The organism is Dyella sp. C11, assembly GCF_003121485.1.
Taxonomy (GTDB): Bacteria; Pseudomonadota; Gammaproteobacteria; order Xanthomonadales; family Rhodanobacteraceae; genus Dyella.
This window is the reverse complement of the sequence record NZ_QAVX01000009.1, coordinates 21,604-37,024: the sequence shown is the minus strand read 5'-3', so window position 1 is coordinate 37,024 and position 15,421 is coordinate 21,604. Positions and strand designations below refer to the sequence as shown.

14 protein-coding genes are annotated in these 15,421 nt (G+C 62.2%); 5 read left to right on the top strand and 9 right to left on the bottom strand.

Features of this window, described 5'->3' with window-relative positions; all coding sequences use genetic code 11:
* Positions 1–182 precede the first annotated feature (182 nt).
* Together DK366_RS10325 and DK366_RS10320 are read right to left on the bottom strand one after the other, a co-directional pair.
* Entirely contained in the window at positions 183–2,009 is a 1,827-nt protein-coding gene (locus tag DK366_RS10325) for an ATP-binding protein (protein ID WP_157956499.1), read from the bottom strand.
* Between the two features lie 17 nt (positions 2,010–2,026).
* Positions 2,027–2,710, bottom strand: a complete 684-nt coding sequence (locus tag DK366_RS10320) for a response regulator transcription factor (protein WP_109125474.1) — start codon at positions 2,708–2,710, stop codon at positions 2,027–2,029.
* Between the two features lie 423 nt (positions 2,711–3,133).
* On the opposite strand from DK366_RS10320, the gene DK366_RS10315 reads away from it, so the two are divergent.
* Both DK366_RS10315 and DK366_RS10310 read left to right on the top strand, forming a co-directional pair.
* Positions 3,134–4,843: a thiamine pyrophosphate-dependent enzyme gene (locus DK366_RS10315; RefSeq protein ID WP_109125473.1), complete on the top strand. Its 1,710-nt coding sequence runs from the start codon at positions 3,134–3,136 to the stop codon at positions 4,841–4,843.
* A gap of 166 nt (positions 4,844–5,009) precedes the next feature.
* The gene (locus tag DK366_RS10310; protein WP_109125472.1) at positions 5,010–5,633 is read left to right on the top strand and encodes a dihydrofolate reductase family protein; all 624 of its coding nucleotides are present in this window, start codon (positions 5,010–5,012) and stop codon (positions 5,631–5,633) included.
* Positions 5,634–5,649: 16 nt separating this feature from the next.
* Here the strand turns inward: DK366_RS10310 and DK366_RS10305 are convergent, their stop codons facing one another.
* The 3 genes from DK366_RS10305 to DK366_RS10295 all read right to left on the bottom strand — a co-directional run bounded on the left by DK366_RS10305 (position 5,650) and on the right by DK366_RS10295 (position 10,044).
* Positions 5,650–6,459, bottom strand: coding sequence for a fatty acid desaturase (locus tag DK366_RS10305; RefSeq protein WP_232821001.1), 810 nt, complete (start codon positions 6,457–6,459; stop codon positions 5,650–5,652).
* 363 nt (positions 6,460–6,822) lie between these two features.
* On the bottom strand, positions 6,823–8,187 hold the full coding sequence (locus tag DK366_RS10300) for a phenylacetate--CoA ligase family protein (RefSeq protein WP_198651504.1): 1,365 nt from the start codon (positions 8,185–8,187) through the stop codon (positions 6,823–6,825).
* A 360-nt stretch (positions 8,188–8,547) separates the two neighbouring features.
* A complete protein-coding gene (locus DK366_RS10295) occupies positions 8,548–10,044 on the bottom strand; it encodes an FAD-dependent monooxygenase (protein WP_109125602.1) in 1,497 nt (498 codons plus the stop codon).
* Between DK366_RS10295 and DK366_RS10290 the strand changes: the two genes are divergently transcribed.
* The 3 genes from DK366_RS10290 to DK366_RS10280 all read left to right on the top strand — a co-directional run bounded on the left by DK366_RS10290 (position 10,043) and on the right by DK366_RS10280 (position 12,685).
* Positions 10,043–10,753 (top strand): TetR/AcrR family transcriptional regulator, encoded by a 711-nt coding sequence (locus tag DK366_RS10290; RefSeq protein ID WP_198651503.1) that lies wholly within the window; start codon positions 10,043–10,045, stop codon positions 10,751–10,753. The genes DK366_RS10295 and DK366_RS10290 overlap by 2 nt on opposite strands.
* A gap of 129 nt (positions 10,754–10,882) precedes the next feature.
* Positions 10,883–11,647 (top strand): SDR family oxidoreductase, encoded by a 765-nt coding sequence (locus tag DK366_RS10285; RefSeq protein WP_109125469.1) that lies wholly within the window; start codon positions 10,883–10,885, stop codon positions 11,645–11,647.
* A gap of 102 nt (positions 11,648–11,749) precedes the next feature.
* Positions 11,750–12,685 carry an alpha/beta hydrolase gene (locus DK366_RS10280; RefSeq protein ID WP_109125468.1) on the top strand — a complete coding sequence of 312 codons (936 nt, stop codon included), beginning with the start codon at positions 11,750–11,752 and terminating at the stop codon, positions 12,683–12,685.
* A gap of 82 nt (positions 12,686–12,767) precedes the next feature.
* Here the strand turns inward: DK366_RS10280 and DK366_RS10275 are convergent, their stop codons facing one another.
* The 4 genes from DK366_RS10275 to DK366_RS10260 form a co-directional block, all read right to left on the bottom strand.
* Complete coding sequence (locus DK366_RS10275; protein ID WP_109125467.1) at positions 12,768–13,244, bottom strand: hypothetical protein; 477 nt, start codon at positions 13,242–13,244, stop codon at positions 12,768–12,770.
* 128 nt (positions 13,245–13,372) lie between these two features.
* Positions 13,373–14,029 (bottom strand): ChrR family anti-sigma-E factor, encoded by a 657-nt coding sequence (locus tag DK366_RS10270; RefSeq protein ID WP_109125466.1) that lies wholly within the window; start codon positions 14,027–14,029, stop codon positions 13,373–13,375.
* Positions 14,026–14,598 carry a sigma-70 family RNA polymerase sigma factor gene (locus tag DK366_RS10265; RefSeq protein WP_232821006.1) on the bottom strand — a complete coding sequence of 191 codons (573 nt, stop codon included), beginning with the start codon at positions 14,596–14,598 and terminating at the stop codon, positions 14,026–14,028. The genes DK366_RS10270 and DK366_RS10265 overlap by 4 nt, the downstream gene beginning before the upstream one ends.
* A gap of 279 nt (positions 14,599–14,877) precedes the next feature.
* Positions 14,878–15,408 (bottom strand): lipocalin family protein, encoded by a 531-nt coding sequence (locus tag DK366_RS10260; protein ID WP_109125464.1) that lies wholly within the window; start codon positions 15,406–15,408, stop codon positions 14,878–14,880.
* Positions 15,409–15,421: the final 13 nt, after the last annotated feature.

Sequence of the window (15,421 nt, the reverse complement as noted above, 5' to 3'; positions counted from 1 at the left end):
TTCGGCGAGCATGTGACGCACAGTCATGAATGTTTGCCACACGCCCGCTGCCATGGACGCAACGTTTCGTATCCAGTAAGCGATGTGACGAAGCCATGCATGGAATGGGTTGCTTCACGGCGGTCCAGTGATGCCGCTTTGAATGGAAAGGCGGGTGGGCGCCGGACATCCCCGCTTGGGCACTAGTGGATGTGCAGCGGCACATCCAGTGCAATGGCCACGCCCTCGCCGCTGCGGCTGCGTAAATGCATGGCACCGCCCAGTCGCTCGGCGCGTGCGCGCAGACTGGCAAGGCCCACGCCCTGGGTGTGCGTGGTTTCGTCAAAACCACAGCCGTTGTCTTGCACTTCTGCCAGTAACCGCGCGTCGGTGCGGCGCAGGGTCAGCGCCACGTGACCGGCGCCGCTGTGCTTAAGCACGTTGGTCATGGCTTCCTGCAGGAAGCGGAGCAGATCGAGACTGCGTGCCGGCTCCAGCCGAACCTGCTCGATGCCTTCCATGTGCCATTGGCTTTCAATGCCTGCCGCTTCCATGCGCTGGCTCCATCGATGTCGTAACGGTGCAAGCAACCCTGGCAAGTCGGTGTGGGGACCGGTCGTGGTGGTGTCGATGATCAGGCGAAGATCGTCGCGCAGCTGCTTCAGCACCGCCGTAGTGCGCAGCGTTTCTGATGTAACGGGCGATCGTTCCAATGCGGCGATAGCACTGAGCAAGCTCCCGCCGAAACCGTCGTGCACGTCGCGAACCAGGTTCAGGCGCTCGCCAATGCGCGTGTTGACCAGTGCGAGTTCGTGCTCGCGGGCAAGCGTGTTCGAGAGGTTGTCCGTAGCCGTTGCCACTTCGCGTTGCAATTCCACGTTGAAGCCTTCGGCTCGTCGCATGGCAGCAGCAAAGCGGTGGGCCAGCACGAAACCCATGCCAATCAGCGTAAGCGGGGACGTGAACGCCAGCACGTACAGGTTGCTGCGGATGATGCCGAAGAAGAGCAGGAAGTCGTGCAGTGACGTAAGCAGCGGAATCAGCAGGCAGACGGCGAGCACCCGTTGATCCGTGCGGCGCGTGCGTACTGCGTTCACGATGAACGCCACGATGCCTGAATAATAAATCAGCCCACCGACGATGATGATGAGACTGCGCTGTGGGCCCGCGGAGCCTGGCCACAGCAGGGCGTAGGTCAACGATATAGCATTGAAGGCCAGCAACGTACGCGTCAGCCCCCGTGCTTTGAGGTGGCAGTAACGCAATAGGAAGATGGCGAAACTCGATGCCGCCGCCGCGTAGAGAAAAGCGTTGAACGCCTCCCAGCCGTCCGTGCTCGCGAACGGCCACACGCTGGGTGCGATGAAGTTGAATCCGTAGCCGGCGAACAAGAGCGCGCTCAGCGCATACCAGCCGTACACGGTGTCTTCCCGGCGCACCAGCCAGAACATGCCGAACAGTGCGCCCAGTACGACGCCTATGGCCTGGTTGAACAGCGGGATGTCGTAGCGCCAGTGCACGCCTTGCTGATACAGCGCTGAGACGGTTTGGGCATCGCCTACGGTTACGGTGCCCATGCCTGGCTGATACGCGGCCAGGCCGGAAACGCGAACCAGAAGTTCGTTCTCGCCTTGTCGTAGCAGTGGCTTGTCGAGCAGGAAATATTGCGGCTTCACCCAGCTGCGTGCGAGCGGTTCCACCAGGGCTTGATCGCGATGAACAAGGCTGCCGTTGAGATAGACCGCGTCCGCCAGGCAGACATAGTCGAGCAGCAGGCCCATGGGGGTATCTGCGCTGGCGGCATTCCAGCGCAACCGGTACCACACCACACCGTCATGGGTGGGCCAATGCGATGTCCACACGTCCATCAGCGTCACAGGCACCCAGCCCGTGTCCGGTGGAACGCTGGAATGCCAGTCGGCTGGCGCGGCGTCTGCATGATCCAGCTGTTGTATGCCCGACGCAGCGTGTTCGACCGGAGGCGTGCGAGAGCAGGCGGCCAGCGCAAGCAGCAGGGCTGACAATGCCATGCAGCGCAGCCAGCGGTTCACCTCAGCAGTCCGCGCATGCGTGCCTCGAACACCGCGGCCGTGCGCGAACTCACGGCGAGCTTGCGATAAATGCTTTTGGTATAGCTCTCGACGGTCAGGCGCGACAGTCCGGTGAGACCGGCGATTTCGCGATTGCTGTGGCCGCGGGCCACCAGCTGGAGAATCTCGGTTTCCCGCTGTGACATCCGGTCGATGCCCGTGGTTTCCGTGCCTGAAGACGGAGGCGGGGTGATATCCGTCGTGGCGGAGATCAGCGCAAGAATGCCGCGAGCCACGAAGGGATCAATCGAGGCGCCGCCGCGTGAAATGCTTTGCAGGGCCATGCGCAGCTCGTCGTCATCGCGTTCCTTCAACAGATAGCCGCACGCGCCGGCGCGCAACGCGGAAAGCACTGTGGCTTCCTCTTCCCACGCGGAAATGACCACGCAATTCACTTCAGGTCGCTGGTTGTGCAACTGGGCGATGATGTCCACGCCGTTGCCATCAGGCAGTCCCAGGTCAATCAGCGCCGTATACAGCACGGGAGTGTCCGACAACACGCGTCGTGCTTCGGCAACGCTGCGTGCGCACAGCGGAGGCGGTGTGCCCTCCACCGTTTTCAGCAACGCGGTGAGTCGATCCAGCATGGATGCATCGTCATCGACTATGAGCGTCGGCCCCAGGCCGATGGCATGGCTCATCGCTTTCCCCTTGGTGCCCCCTTGGCCTGGTGATTATAGGTGAAGTGGTGGTCCTGTCCGGTCACTGTGTCGTGAAACCCTGCGCTGACCCCGTTCGCATCGAGCTGACAGGGCACCTCGTGCCCCGTTGGTGATGCCGCCGAAGCAAGCGCAGAGCAAGGCACGGGCCTGTGATCGCAGGCGCTCAACGATCCTGCTTGCAGGCAGGGCGGTACCTCGGCGTTCCTTCTGCATCTCCGGCGCGCCGTCGCGTGATCTTGCGCGTTAGATGCGTCCGCCCCATCCACCTGACGAAGACAGCTGTTCGCGTAGCCTCTCGGCAAGCAGCGCTTGGCTTTTTGGGGACGGAGCGCGAGTCGCCTGCACTGATCCCGTCGGTGTTGCAACGGGACTTCTTCCCTGTGTCATAACGCGGAGCGCGCCATGAGCAAGAAGGTCGCCGAAATTATTGTTGAAGTCCTCGAGCAATCCGGAGTCAAACGCTGCTACGGCATCGTTGGCGATACGTTGAACTTGATTGCCGAGCACCTCGACAAGAGTTCTATCGACTGGGTGCATGTTCGCCACGAAGAAGCGGGAGCATTTGCTGCAGGTTGCGAAGCGCTGCTGACCGGCCAGCTGACCGCCTGCGCCGGTAGCTGCGGGCCGGGAAGCCTGCACTTCATCAACGGACTGTACGAGGCCAACCGCAATCGTTCACCGGTGGTATTGATCGCAAGCAGCATCCTGATGAGCGAGATGGGATTCGAGTTCATCCAGGAAGTGGATTTCAAATCCGTCTTCAAGGAATGCTCGGTGTGCTGCGACATGATCATGACCGCGGACCAGGCCCGCAAGAAGACGGTGATGGCATGCCAGGCGGCTATCGCCAAGCGGGGTGTCGCGGTGCTGATTGTTCCCGTCGACGTATCGCATGCCGAGGCCCACGAAGACTACCCGTATCGCGTGCACTCACCGCGCCCCACCATTCGCCCCAACGATGCAGAAATCGCGGAAATTGCAGACATTCTCAACGCTTCGGACAAGGTAACCATCTACGCCGGTTCCGGTTGCGAAGATGCACTGCAGGCGATTGTCACCACTGCCGAACGGCTCAAGTCGCCCGTGGCGCATACGTCGCGTGGAAAGAGCTTTCTGGAGCACGACAACCCCTACAACGTCGGCATGACAGGCATCCTTGGCAACGAGGCGGGGTACAAGGCCGTGCTCGAATGCGACACCTTGCTGCTCTTGGGCGCTGATTTCGCCTGGCGCCAGTTCTACCCCGACAAGGCCAAAATCGTTCAGATCGACCTCGATCCCACCCATCTGGGGCGACGACACCATGTCACGCTGGGCGCGGTAGGGGATGTCAAAGACACGTTGACGGCGTTGCTGCCGCTACTGAAACCCAAGGCGGATGGTACGTTCCAGGAAACCTATGTGCGTCGCTTTCAGGAACACAAGGAAGCCTGGAAAAAACAATGGGTGCCCGGGCACAACGACACGATCCCAGGCTCCTACCTCACGGCTGCCATCAGTGCGCGCGCTGCACCCGATGCTCTGTTTTCTGCCGATGACGGCACGCCCATTTTCTGGGCGACGCGCTGCATTGACACCAACGGCAAGCGGCGGGTGTTCGGAAGCCTGCTTCACGGCACGATGGCCACCGCGCTGCCCGGTGCGCTGGGCCTGAAGAAGGCGGAGCCGGATCGTCAGGTGATTGCGCTCTGCGGAGACGGTGGCTTATCGATGCTGTTGGGCGAACTGCTCACCGCTATCCAGGAAGACATACCGGTTAAAGTCGCCGTATACGACAACGCCAAGCTCGGCTTTGTCGAAATAGAGCAGATGTCCGAGGGCATGCTGGATACATTCACCCGCATGAAAAACCCGGATTTCGGCAAAGTGGCTGAGGCCATGGGCTTGTGGGGCAAAACCGTCAGCAAAGCCTCCGATCTGGATGCCGCCATCGACGAATGGTTGTCACAGCCGGGTCCGGCGTTGCTCAACGTGAAGGTCAATCCCTTGGAGCTGTTCCGGCCGCCCTTCATCGAACCGAAAGCGGCGGTGGGCATGGCCTTGTATTCCATGCGTGCCATTCTTCATGGCCGTGGCGCGGACGTCGTGGAGATCATGCGCGAGAACCTGTGATCTTGTCGGGCGTGTCGAATTCGGCGTTGGTGGTTCGTCGTGATGATGAACGCCGACGCCCTTGCAACGGCCAACCCGGTCATTCCTGGGGTTGGACGAAGGCGGCTCGTTGGAATCGGGTTGATCCGGGGTGCTACTCGGGGCCCATCAGTACGAGGAAACGCCGATGAGAAAATTGATCCTTTCCATGTCCATGTCACTCGATGGTTTTGTCAGCAGTCCCGATGGTGACGTCAAATGGATATTCAGCGGTGACCAGGAAGCCATGGCCTGGAAGGTGCAGAACCTGTCGAACGCTGGCCTGATCATCATGGGCAGTCGTTCGTTCCAGGACATGGCGCCTTTCTGGGTCACGTCCGCCAGCCCCTTCGCACCGCCGATGAACCAGATACCGAAGGCGGTTTTTTCCAGGCAGGGGACGGGTGTCCTGCAGGGTGTCGCTGACGCACTTGAGGTGGCCAGGGCGGGTAACGCCGGATCGCTCCAGGCCGGTGCGGAAAGTTGGGCCGAGGCTTATGTGGCGGGTGGTGACTTGGCCGTGGAAATCGCAGGGCTCAAGGCTCAGCACGGCAAGCCGATCATGGCACTTGGCGGCGCCTTGTTTGCGCGCAGCCTGATCGCGCATGACCTGGTCGATGAATATGCCTTGATGGTGCATCCCATCGTCCTGGGCAGGGGCGTGCCGATTTTCTCGGACTTGCCCGCACCCAGGCCGCTCACGCTGGTCAGCTCGAAAGCCTTCCCGCTGGGATCGGTGGCGCAGATCTATCGACCGGCAGGGCAGGCCTGACGCCTGCGCCGCGCCTTCAGCGCAAGCGGCCGAACCCGCTGAATTGCCGCAGCGCCGATCGGAAGTAACTCGCGTCCGTCGCACGGGCGGACGCATCGGCTTCTTCACGGGCCAGCGCCGGCAGCGCCGTCCACGGCAGCGTCGGATACTGGTGGTGCAATCGATGAAGATGATGATTCATCAACACGGGACGCCACAGGGCGTGCACGCGGAAATTGCGTGCGCGTTCGGGTTCATCGAGCATCACGTCGTAATGGGGCAGGTTGTCCGCCACGGAAAGCCATATGCCACGCAGCAGCATGGTGGCTGCGAGCACCGGCCACCACGCGCCGTAGAAATAGAACGCTACGCCATGCAGCGCGATCGACAGCAGCCAGTCGCGCCGTATGCGAAAGCGTCGATCCCGGTTGGCCGCAAAGCCGACGAACATGCGCTGGATATCGCGGTCCACCGGGTTGTCGCTGCGAAGCTTGCGTGCAACGAGTTTTCCCACGAAGGGCGCCGGCAAGAAGGCGAGCAGGGGCAGCACCACTTCACCCAGGTAAAGGCCACCCAGCAGATGAGCGTAGTAGCCGAGACGGGCAAGCACGCGATGTGACGCGCCTTCATGCACGTCCGGTCGGTCATAGGATTCGCGCGTGAAACGGTGGTGCATCAAATGGCCAAAACGCGCCGCGTCGTACGGCAGCAGGAAGGCAATCGCCAAGGCACGCCCCACCCATTCGTTGAGGCGCTGCCCAGGCAACAGCTTTCCATGGATGGATTCATGGATCAGCCCCCAGTGCATGGGCGTCAGCACCACCAATGGCACGGCAATCCACAGCATGGATAGGCCCCATGCCCGCAACAGGAAAGGCCACACAAAAAGCTGTATCAGCATGGCCATCGCGACCACCCCAAGGAGCATCCCATTGGCGCGGTAGTCGATGGAGACACGCCGCGCTGCTCGCCGAGCTGCCGCTGTCGGAGCGCCTGCCGTTCCCGCTGCTGCCTGTGTGTCCATCGTTACCCCAAAAGTGCGGAACCACCGCCGCCTAAGCTAGCAGCGCTGTTTGACAGCAAAAAGAGGGGGCTGGCCAAGATCCCCGCGGGAAGGTGCCGAATGGCAGGGCGGCAAGGCGGCCCGCACGGGCAGGCCCGCCCTGCTGCGGGCCCGCGCGCCGGTGTACCGCTGGGGGCACGCCTTCTTTCAGACGGTTGGCTTGAGATCGGAAATGGTCAGCCGCGTCTTGCCGCTGCGGGTCAGCGGGATGTCATCGACGAAATGGCATGCCAGCTGTACCGAGTCGCCCAGCACCTTGTGGAGCTCGTGCCTGATGAATGCCAGCGAGTCCTCGTCAAAGGCGGGGCCGCGAACGATGTTCAGATCCAGCCGGTCGAGCTGGTTTTGCACGACCTGGTAGCGGGTGACACCCTTGGTTTCCTTGAACAGGAAGGGAAAGAACATGCCGGGAAGCACGCGTCCGTCGGGGGTATGGATCGCGTCGAGCACGCGGCCATCCACTTGCTTGATCAGGGGTAAGCCACGGCCACAGCTGCAGGTCTGGTGGGAAGGTGTCGCCAGATCCGTCGTGGCGTAGCGAATCAACGGCATGCCATAGTTGGACAGATCGGTCACCACGACCTCGCCCGACTCGCCATCACGTGGCGCATCGGCCGTCTTGGCCAGTTCCACCACCAGATGATCGCTGTTGATGTGTAGGCCTTCATGTTGCTCGCACTCTGCCGCGATAAGCATGAATTCCCGGCAGCCGTAGGTGTTGAACGCGGGGCAGCCGAACGCGGACTCGATCAATTCGCGCTGGAACTCGTGCATGGCTTCCCCGCACGAGATGAACGTTGCGGGGCGATGCACTTGCCGCCCTGTATCGCGCAGCCACTGCGCCAGGCGAATCAGCGGTCCGGTGTAGCCCAGCAGGACGCGAGGCTGGTACGCATCAATGAAGTCGGCGTATTGCGCCATGTTGGCTTCGGTCATGTGGAAGCTGTTGACGACACGGCGCGAGAACACGGCGTGGTAAACGTGGTCCTTGACGCGTTGCTTCACCGACGGTGTCCCGACACCCGCGCCCCACAGCATCAGGCTGCGCGCGCCTAGCGGTGCCCCGGCCCACTTGTAGCCCCGCCACATCACTGCATGGCGCCGGTTGTTGCTCTCGCGAGAGTAACCAAAGCGCGTCGGCTCTCCCGTGGAGCCGCCGGTGGTCTTGTAAAGCAACTCGTCCTTCATGGACGTCGCTTTCAGGTCGTCGAAGTTCGCGCGTACATCTGCCTTGGTAAGCAAGGGCAGGGCGGAGAAATCATCCATGCTGGTGATGTCACCGGGTGTCATGCCCAGGGCTCGCCACTGCTTTCGATAGTAGGGCACCTCGCGATAGGCGAATTCCAGCAGCAGCTTCAGGCGCCACCACTGTATGTCTGCTATCTCCGATGGTGACAGCCACTGATCGGACTCATAGCTTTCCAGCCACGACAGCGTGGAGCGATGTCGCAACACCGATTCATAGGCCGGAAAGAGCACGTGTCGAAACGCCGTCTCGTACCATTGGCGCATGGCAACCTCCACCGCATATCGCGATATCAGTCTTCGGAATGTCCCCTTGCGTTCCGCTCGACCACTGTCACAACGGGCCCGCTACCCATAAACAGCCGCCTGCTTGCACGTGCCTTTCCAAGGCGCAGCACGGAAGTGATAGTGCTTTCAATCTAAGTAGCCGTGTCGATGCGTTCGTCATTGCGCGCTTCGACGACATTCGAAAGTCTTGTGCAAGGTCGAAGCGCATTTTCTTGTATCGAGCATCGAATGGCATTCGATGAAGGTTCGCGCCACGACTCGCCTTGGCGCTGTCTGGAGTCATGTTTTGCATCGAAGATAAACGCAAGCAATGTCGTCAAGAATTTGCGCGCGTACTGATCAATCCCCTCGGCGAAACCAGCGCAGCAGCGCTTCCGGCAAACCGTGGGTGGTGGCCTCCGCATTCACCCAGGCAATGCAGGCATCGGGGCGAATCAACATGGACGGCCCCTGGTCGACAGCAACGCAATGCACTCGTTGCGTGCTGGCTTGTGCGAGCGCGGAAGCCGCGTTGCCTGATGTTGCGTCGAGCAGCACGCCGGTACCTTCCTGCATCAAGTCATAGAGTGAGGCCGTGCTGTCGCCCAGGTGCAGGTCACTGGCGAGCTGTCCCACGTCGTCATGTGTCGTGCCCAGGTCGTAGCGCGTGGACAGACCACGCACCATGTCGCTGATGCGTTGGTTGACGTCATCGACCTGCATGAGCTCTGTCATCAGTTCCCGCATGGCACCCGACTGGGGATCGGGGCGAAGCAGGGCTGCCTGGGCCAGCGTATTGGCCAGCACCGCTTCGGCCACGGGGCGCCGTTCGGCGGTATACGTATCGAGCAGGCTGTCGGGCATCTCGCCACGGATGACGGCAGCCAGCTTCCATCCAAGGTTCGTCGCATCCAGCAAGCCAAGACTCAAGCCCTGGCCGCCGAAGGGGGAGTGCACATGCGCCGCGTCGCCGGCCAGTAGCACTCTGCCTTGGCGATAGGTATCCACCAGCCGTGTGTTGTCGGCCCAACGACTTCCGCTTTCAAGCGCTGTCACGCGAACGTCCGCGTCGCTGATATGCCGAAGCAATGCTTCGACTTCCTCGCGTGTGACCGGCGCCTCCCGGTTCTCGGGCGCGCGGCTGAAGTCCAGCATGAACAGTCGGCCTGGTACGGGGCCATAGGAAAAGACGCCGCGCGGGGTGCGACGCCAGCCAAGCGGCAGCAAGCGTTCGGGATGATCGATATCGGCCATCACCTGGTAGAACGTCGTGGTGGGCGCGGTGCCGGGGAACGCAAAGCCAGCCATCTTGCGAACGGGGCTGCGTCCGCCATCGCAACCGACCAGATAGGCGCAGCGGAGGCGTTGTTCGCCTGCGGGCGATGCCCAAGTGACGGTCACGCCATCGTCGTCTGCCTCCAGGCCGGTGACATCGCACTCGCGGCGCACATCGATGCCGAGTGCGCGTGCACGCTCACCCAACATGGCCTCCAGGCCTTGCTGGTTGACGGCGCGGACGCGTCGCTGTGGCTCGCGTTGCGCATCCTTGCGGATAAGCAGGCCGGCAAAGTGCCCGCTGTACTTGCCCATCCTCGCGCGCCAATCCGCGCCGTTCTGCTCGGTGAACTGTTGCATCACAGCCAGGTTGCGGGCTTCTTCCCCGGCGATGGCGGCGCCCATGCCGCGGCGTTGCAGGGCTTCACACGCCAGCGGGCCAAGCGCCATGGCTTTCATGGCTGGACTTGGCGTGGCCAGGCGCTCCAGCACGAGCACGCTGGCGCCAGCCAGGGTGAGCTCAATGGCGGTCAGCAGGCCCACCGGGCCCGCGCCAACCACTACCACGTCGATCGACTTCATGTACGACATCCAAATATGTACTCAGTACATAAAATGTGGGATGATGCCATCCATGTCAACTCCACCCGACCGTCGCACCCGCAAGCGCCTCGCCACGCGCCTGGGCATTTCCAATATCGCCACGCGCCTGTTTCTTGATCGAGGCTTCGACAACGTGACGGTGGATGAGATCGCCCCCGCGGCCGATGGCGGCCGCATGACGGTGTTCAATCACTTCCCGCGGAAGGAAGACATGTTTTTTGATCGCGACGAGGAGCTGCGTCAACTTCTGCGCGCCACGTTGCTGCAACGTGACCCGGGCGTTGCACCCATCGAGGCACTTCGCCTGCTCGCTCACCGGTTGGTGGAGGAACAGAGCCCCTACGTGCGGTTCTCCACGGCAAGCCAGGGGTTCGTGAAGACCATCGAAGCGAGCGAAACGCTGAAGGCGCGCGCCAGGGCCATACGCGACGAGATCGCGCAGGTCGTTGCCGACGCGCTGGCCGAAAGCACGGGAAAAAAGGCCGTAGACGCCGACGCGCGCCTGGCCGCGAGCCTGCTGTTGGCAACGTGGACCGTCGCGCTCATCCATGGTCATCAGACCTTCCGCCAGAAGCGAAATGCAGGCGAGGCGAGGGCGGCCTTTCTCGCCGTGATCGACAAGGGCACCGCCGGCCTGACGGTCGCCTTGGCGGGCACCGCTTACATTCGAGCGGCCACGGTTCCCTGAGCGCCCGGGGAACACGTTCGAATATTTCGAACATGGTGCCCTTCGGGCCTGATACGTCTTTCCCACGCCCCGGGTTCAATCTTTCTCCAACGCGTAAAGCGCATAGCCCTTCGCTAACGGAGAAACCCCATGTCTCGTCTTATCAACAAGGTTGCATTGGTTACCGGCGCCAGTTCCGGTATTGGTCGCGCGACGGCCACATTGTTTGCCGCCGAGGGTGCCAAGGTCGTGGTCGGCGCCCGCCGCCAGGCTGAACTTGATTCGCTGGTCAGCGAGATCGAAGCGGCAGGTGGTCAGGCCGTGGCACTCGCGGGTGATGTGAAATCGGAAGCCTATGCCAAGGCGCTGGTCGATTTGGCCGTGGCGCGCTTTGGACGTCTGGACGTCGCCTTCAATAATGCCGGCACGCTGGGCGAGGCCGGTGCCAGCACTGAAGTGAGCGAAGCCGGCTGGAACGAAGCGTTGGCCATCAACCTCACCGGTTCGTTTCTCGGTGCCAAGCACCAGATCGCCCAGATGCAGAAGAACGGCGGTGGCTCGGTAATCTTCACGTCCACGTTCGTTGGCCATTCCTTTGCCTTCCCCGGGGTTGCCGCTTATGCCGCGAGCAAGTCGGGCCTCATCGGGCTTACCCAGGCGCTCGCGGCGGAGTTTGGCCCGCAGGGCATCCGCGTCAACGCCATCCTGCCGGGTGCCGTGGATACCGACATGTATCGCGACATGAACAACACGGCCGAGTCGCAGGCATTCATTACCAACCTGCATGCTCTCAAGCGCGTGGCCACACCCGAAGAGCTGGCGCGCTCCGTGCTGTACCTCGCGTCGGACGACTCGACCTTTGTCACCGGCACGGCATCGCTGGTCGATGGAGGCGCGTCGATCACGCGCACGTAACCCGGTATCCCTTGAACTAAGGTCCAGGGCGGGGTGGCGCTTCCACTTCGCCCTCTCTGGGGCCTCCATCCAACGCACCTTCTTCATGACGGGAGTCAGTCAATGATTCGCCTTGTTCTTGCTGCATGCCTGCTTTTCTTCAGCAGCCTTCCGGCGATGGCCGAAGTAAAACCATTCCCCGCTCAATTCAAAATCGAAGACATCAAGGTCGACGGCGCCACCATCCATGTGCGCGTCGGTGGCAAGGGGCCTGCCGTGGTCCTGCTGCACGGCTTTGGCGATACCGGTGACATGTGGGCGCCGCTGGCGGCCAACCTGGTTCGCGACCACACGGTGGTAGTGCCGGATCTGCGTGGCATGGGTTTGTCTTCCCGGCCGGAAGCAGGCTACGACAAGCGGACGCAGGCCGCGGATGTACACAACGTGCTGGCTGCCCTGCACATCGACCATGCGGTGGTCGTGGGCCATGACATCGGCACCATGGTGGCCTACGCCTATGCCGCGCGTTACCCCACGCAGACCGATCGCCTGATCGTGATGGATGCACCGGTTCCCGGCATTCCGCCGTGGGATCAGATCGTGCGCTGGCCCGCCCTGTGGCACTTCGATTTCGGCGGTCCGGACATGGAGCGCCTGGTGGCCGGTCGCGAACGCATCTACCTCGACCGTTTCTGGAACGAATTTGCCGGCGATCCTTCCAAGGTTGATGAAGCTACGCGACAGCACTACGCCGAGCTCTACGCGAAACCGGGCGCCATGCACGCCGCATTCGCACAGTTTCGCGCCATTCGCCAGGATGCCGATGACAACAAGGCAGGCCTGTCGACCAAGCTCACCATGCCGGTGCTTGCCATTGGCGGTGCGAAGTCGTTCGGCGACAACGAGGCCATCGTGATGCGCAACGCGGCCAACAACGTCACCGGGCTTGTGGTTCCGAACGCCGGCCATTGGCTGATGGAGGAAGCACCCGATACCACCATTGCCGCCGTACGCGATTTCATCGATGGCAAGCCGGTGAAGTCATCCACGACGAAGTAATGGAAGCCTGGCATGTCCGCGGCCATCGCGGACATGCCAGTTCCTGTGGCTACGTAACGGCCGAACGGGCCATTCCTGCCGCTCAACGTACCGGCGTGAAGTAATGCGTCCGCATGATCGGTACACCGTGATCACCGAAATAGACGGCTGTTTCGATGAGCGAGTTGCCGTCACCAGTCACCGAATAGATCCGCGTCGATCCCGGTATGCCACCCTTGGACAGCGCCATGATCAGCACGTTGGGCGCCGGCATGCGAAAGGCTGCGGTATCGGCCTCGTTGTTTCCCGTGACGGAAGCGGGTGTGCCGTCAAGCGTCGCCGTTCCCTTGGAATGATTCTCCGAGCCGGCGGCATCCACGATATCCACCTCCGTGGACCACTTTCCTTCGCCGGCACTTCCAAAGGTGATCGTGACGCTTTTGGGCCTGGCCTCGGGGGCCATCGGCAGTCGTGATACATCGACCGCCCATCGTCCGGTCAGCGGAGAGGGCATGGGTGACTCGGCAAGTGCGGGGTGAATCCAGCCCAACAGCAACACGACTGCCAGAAAGACCTTCATGGGAAGCTCCTGTGTCCTGGACGTTCTTGTGGGATGTCTGCCCGTTGTCCGCACGAGGGGAAGCGCACAGCCGAACGCCCGGAAGGCTACACCAAACGCTTTGGGCCTGTAGGCGGCAGCCTGGCGGCTCAGAGATTGAACAGCGGCTGCAGCGTTCGGGCCAGCCAGCCGGAAAAGCGGAGCGGAGCATCCGTGGCCGCGACGCATATGCACGGCACGCCGGGCGACGTCACCGGCTGATGTTCCACGTCGCAATCCAGGTCGGCGACGTCACCGGGGGCGAAGTGGCCGAGCGAGTCGTCGTAGGCACCTTGCAGAATCATGGTGAGTTCGTTGCCACCGTGGCTGTGCATGGGCAGGCTGCGTCCGGGCGCCACCCGCAGAAGCATGAGATGACTGTCGGTGACATCGCGTGCGCGAATGTGATGCACGCCCGGGCCGATCAGGCGCCAGCGCAATGCCTGATAGGTTTCGCCGAAATACGGCCACAGCGGCTTTGGCAACGCATGGGGATCGTGCGTCGTTGATACGGCCACTTCCGCAGAACCTTCGGGCTCTTCGCCGGAAAGCCGCGCAAGCATGCTCGCGCGCGCAGTCGAAGAAAGCGGCGCGCCTTCCTGTTGCTTGAGGAAATGGCCACCGACTCGGTCGGCATCCAGCCACCGCTGACGGCAGGCACTGCAGATGCTCAGGTGCGCCGACACCACGGCGGCAAAGGCGGCGGGCAACGCGCCGGCCGAGTACGCAATGACGGTGGAGGCATCGAGATGATGATGCGGATTCATCGCGATGGCCTCAGGCCTGCTTGCAGCTTGGCAAACGCGCGACGCAGGTTGGACTTGACCGAGCCCAGGGGCATGCTCAGTTCGTGGGCGATTTCACTGTGACTTTTTGCTTCGTAGTAGGACATGCGTATCAGGCGCGCCTGCGGCGCGGGTAGTTCGTCGATGGCGCGGCTCAGGCCGGCCTGGTCGGTAAAGGCTTCGGTGCTGCTGGTGGTGGAGTCGGTGCATTCCAGGTCAAGCTGTTCCAGGCCATCCTGGATCGGCAGCCAGTGCGGTTCACCGCGCACGCTGTCGATGTACAGATTGCGCGCGATGCGGAACAGCCATGTCGCAAGGCTGGCACGCGCTGCGTCGAATTGCGCGGATCGCCGCCAGAGCCGAAGCAGCGACTCCTGCACCAGTTCCTCCGCCTGTGCCGCCGGTACGTTCAGCCCCAGCAAATAGCGTTGCAGTCGCGGCGCGTAGTGATCGTAGATGTGCATGAAGCACTCCACGTCGCGGCGCGCGGATACGGCGGCCATCTGGTCAGCCCAATAACCCGCATCGTCAGCAGCGTGGTTGGCCGGCATGGACACGCGTCGTATCGCCTCGATGGGCGTCACTTTGGGAGTGACGGGGTCAGTGGCCATCATACCCAACCTTCCCGAGGCGCATGCCGCGTATTCGGCACCTTGCGACGATCATGGATGACGCCACGCTCGACACATGCCGGTGAGAGCCAGCAGAAAGCATGAAGCTGGACGCGTGAACGGGCATGTGGGCATTCCGGTAGCCTTGTTGCTTATACGCAGACCGGCAGCGTTTGGATGCATGGCGCGTTTACTGACCCGGAATGAGCGTACCCTGCGTCATTGCTGCGGCACCTTGCGCAATTGGCTGGCGTCGTAGCCCAGCGCCGCTACACGTGAAACCAGCACCTGGTACTGCCCATCGGGGATGGTCCGCGACCTTGCCATGATCCACACGTAGTCGCGCTTGTTGCGCGCCACGATAACCGTGCGGTAGTCCCGATCCAGCCACGCGATGATGTATTCGGCCTTGATCGGCCAGATGAACTGCATGCCCCATACCGCGCCGTTCGTACCATCCCGTACATAGCCCTTCGCGTGCATGATTTTCAGCGCGCCATCGGGTGAGTCGTGCCGGAAGCGGAAGGTAGTCTGGATGGTGCCGTCGGGCAGGAGCACGTACGACTCAATCGCGTTCACGGCGCCTTTCTCCTGACGCGTGGGAATCGAGGCGATGACGTACCAGTCGCCCATGTAGCGCGGTATGTCCACCTGGGACACCGGTGCAATGGGTGGTAACGGCGCCGCGCAGCCGGCAGCGGAGAAAACGGAAAGGCAGGTGATCAGCAGGTGTCGGGTCATCGCACGCATGACGGGCTCCGAG

What these genes read in the sequence shown, in the direction of transcription:
- DK366_RS10325 (WP_157956499.1), bottom strand. Translation starts at nt 2,009, where the DNA reads ATGGCATTGTCAGCCCTGCTGCTTGCGCTGGCCGCCTGCTCTCGCACG.
- DK366_RS10320 (WP_109125474.1), bottom strand. Translation starts at nt 2,710, where the DNA reads ATGAGCCATGCCATCGGCCTGGGGCCGACGCTCATAGTCGATGACGAT.
- DK366_RS10315 (WP_109125473.1), top strand. Translation starts at nt 3,134, where the DNA reads ATGAGCAAGAAGGTCGCCGAAATTATTGTTGAAGTCCTCGAGCAATCC.
- DK366_RS10310 (WP_109125472.1), top strand. Translation starts at nt 5,010, where the DNA reads ATGAGAAAATTGATCCTTTCCATGTCCATGTCACTCGATGGTTTTGTC.
- DK366_RS10305 (WP_232821001.1), bottom strand. Translation starts at nt 6,459, where the DNA reads ATGCTGTGGATTGCCGTGCCATTGGTGGTGCTGACGCCCATGCACTGG.
- DK366_RS10300 (WP_198651504.1), bottom strand. Translation starts at nt 8,187, where the DNA reads ATGCGCCAATGGTACGAGACGGCGTTTCGACACGTGCTCTTTCCGGCC.
- DK366_RS10290 (WP_198651503.1), top strand. Translation starts at nt 10,043, where the DNA reads ATGTACGACATCCAAATATGTACTCAGTACATAAAATGTGGGATGATG.
- DK366_RS10295 (WP_109125602.1), bottom strand. Translation starts at nt 10,044, where the DNA reads ATGAAGTCGATCGACGTGGTAGTGGTTGGCGCGGGCCCGGTGGGCCTG.
- DK366_RS10285 (WP_109125469.1), top strand. Translation starts at nt 10,883, where the DNA reads ATGTCTCGTCTTATCAACAAGGTTGCATTGGTTACCGGCGCCAGTTCC.
- DK366_RS10280 (WP_109125468.1), top strand. Translation starts at nt 11,750, where the DNA reads ATGATTCGCCTTGTTCTTGCTGCATGCCTGCTTTTCTTCAGCAGCCTT.
- DK366_RS10275 (WP_109125467.1), bottom strand. Translation starts at nt 13,244, where the DNA reads ATGAAGGTCTTTCTGGCAGTCGTGTTGCTGTTGGGCTGGATTCACCCC.
- DK366_RS10270 (WP_109125466.1), bottom strand. Translation starts at nt 14,029, where the DNA reads ATGAATCCGCATCATCATCTCGATGCCTCCACCGTCATTGCGTACTCG.
- DK366_RS10265 (WP_232821006.1), bottom strand. Translation starts at nt 14,598, where the DNA reads ATGCCGGCCAACCACGCTGCTGACGATGCGGGTTATTGGGCTGACCAG.
- DK366_RS10260 (WP_109125464.1), bottom strand. Translation starts at nt 15,408, where the DNA reads ATGCGTGCGATGACCCGACACCTGCTGATCACCTGCCTTTCCGTTTTC.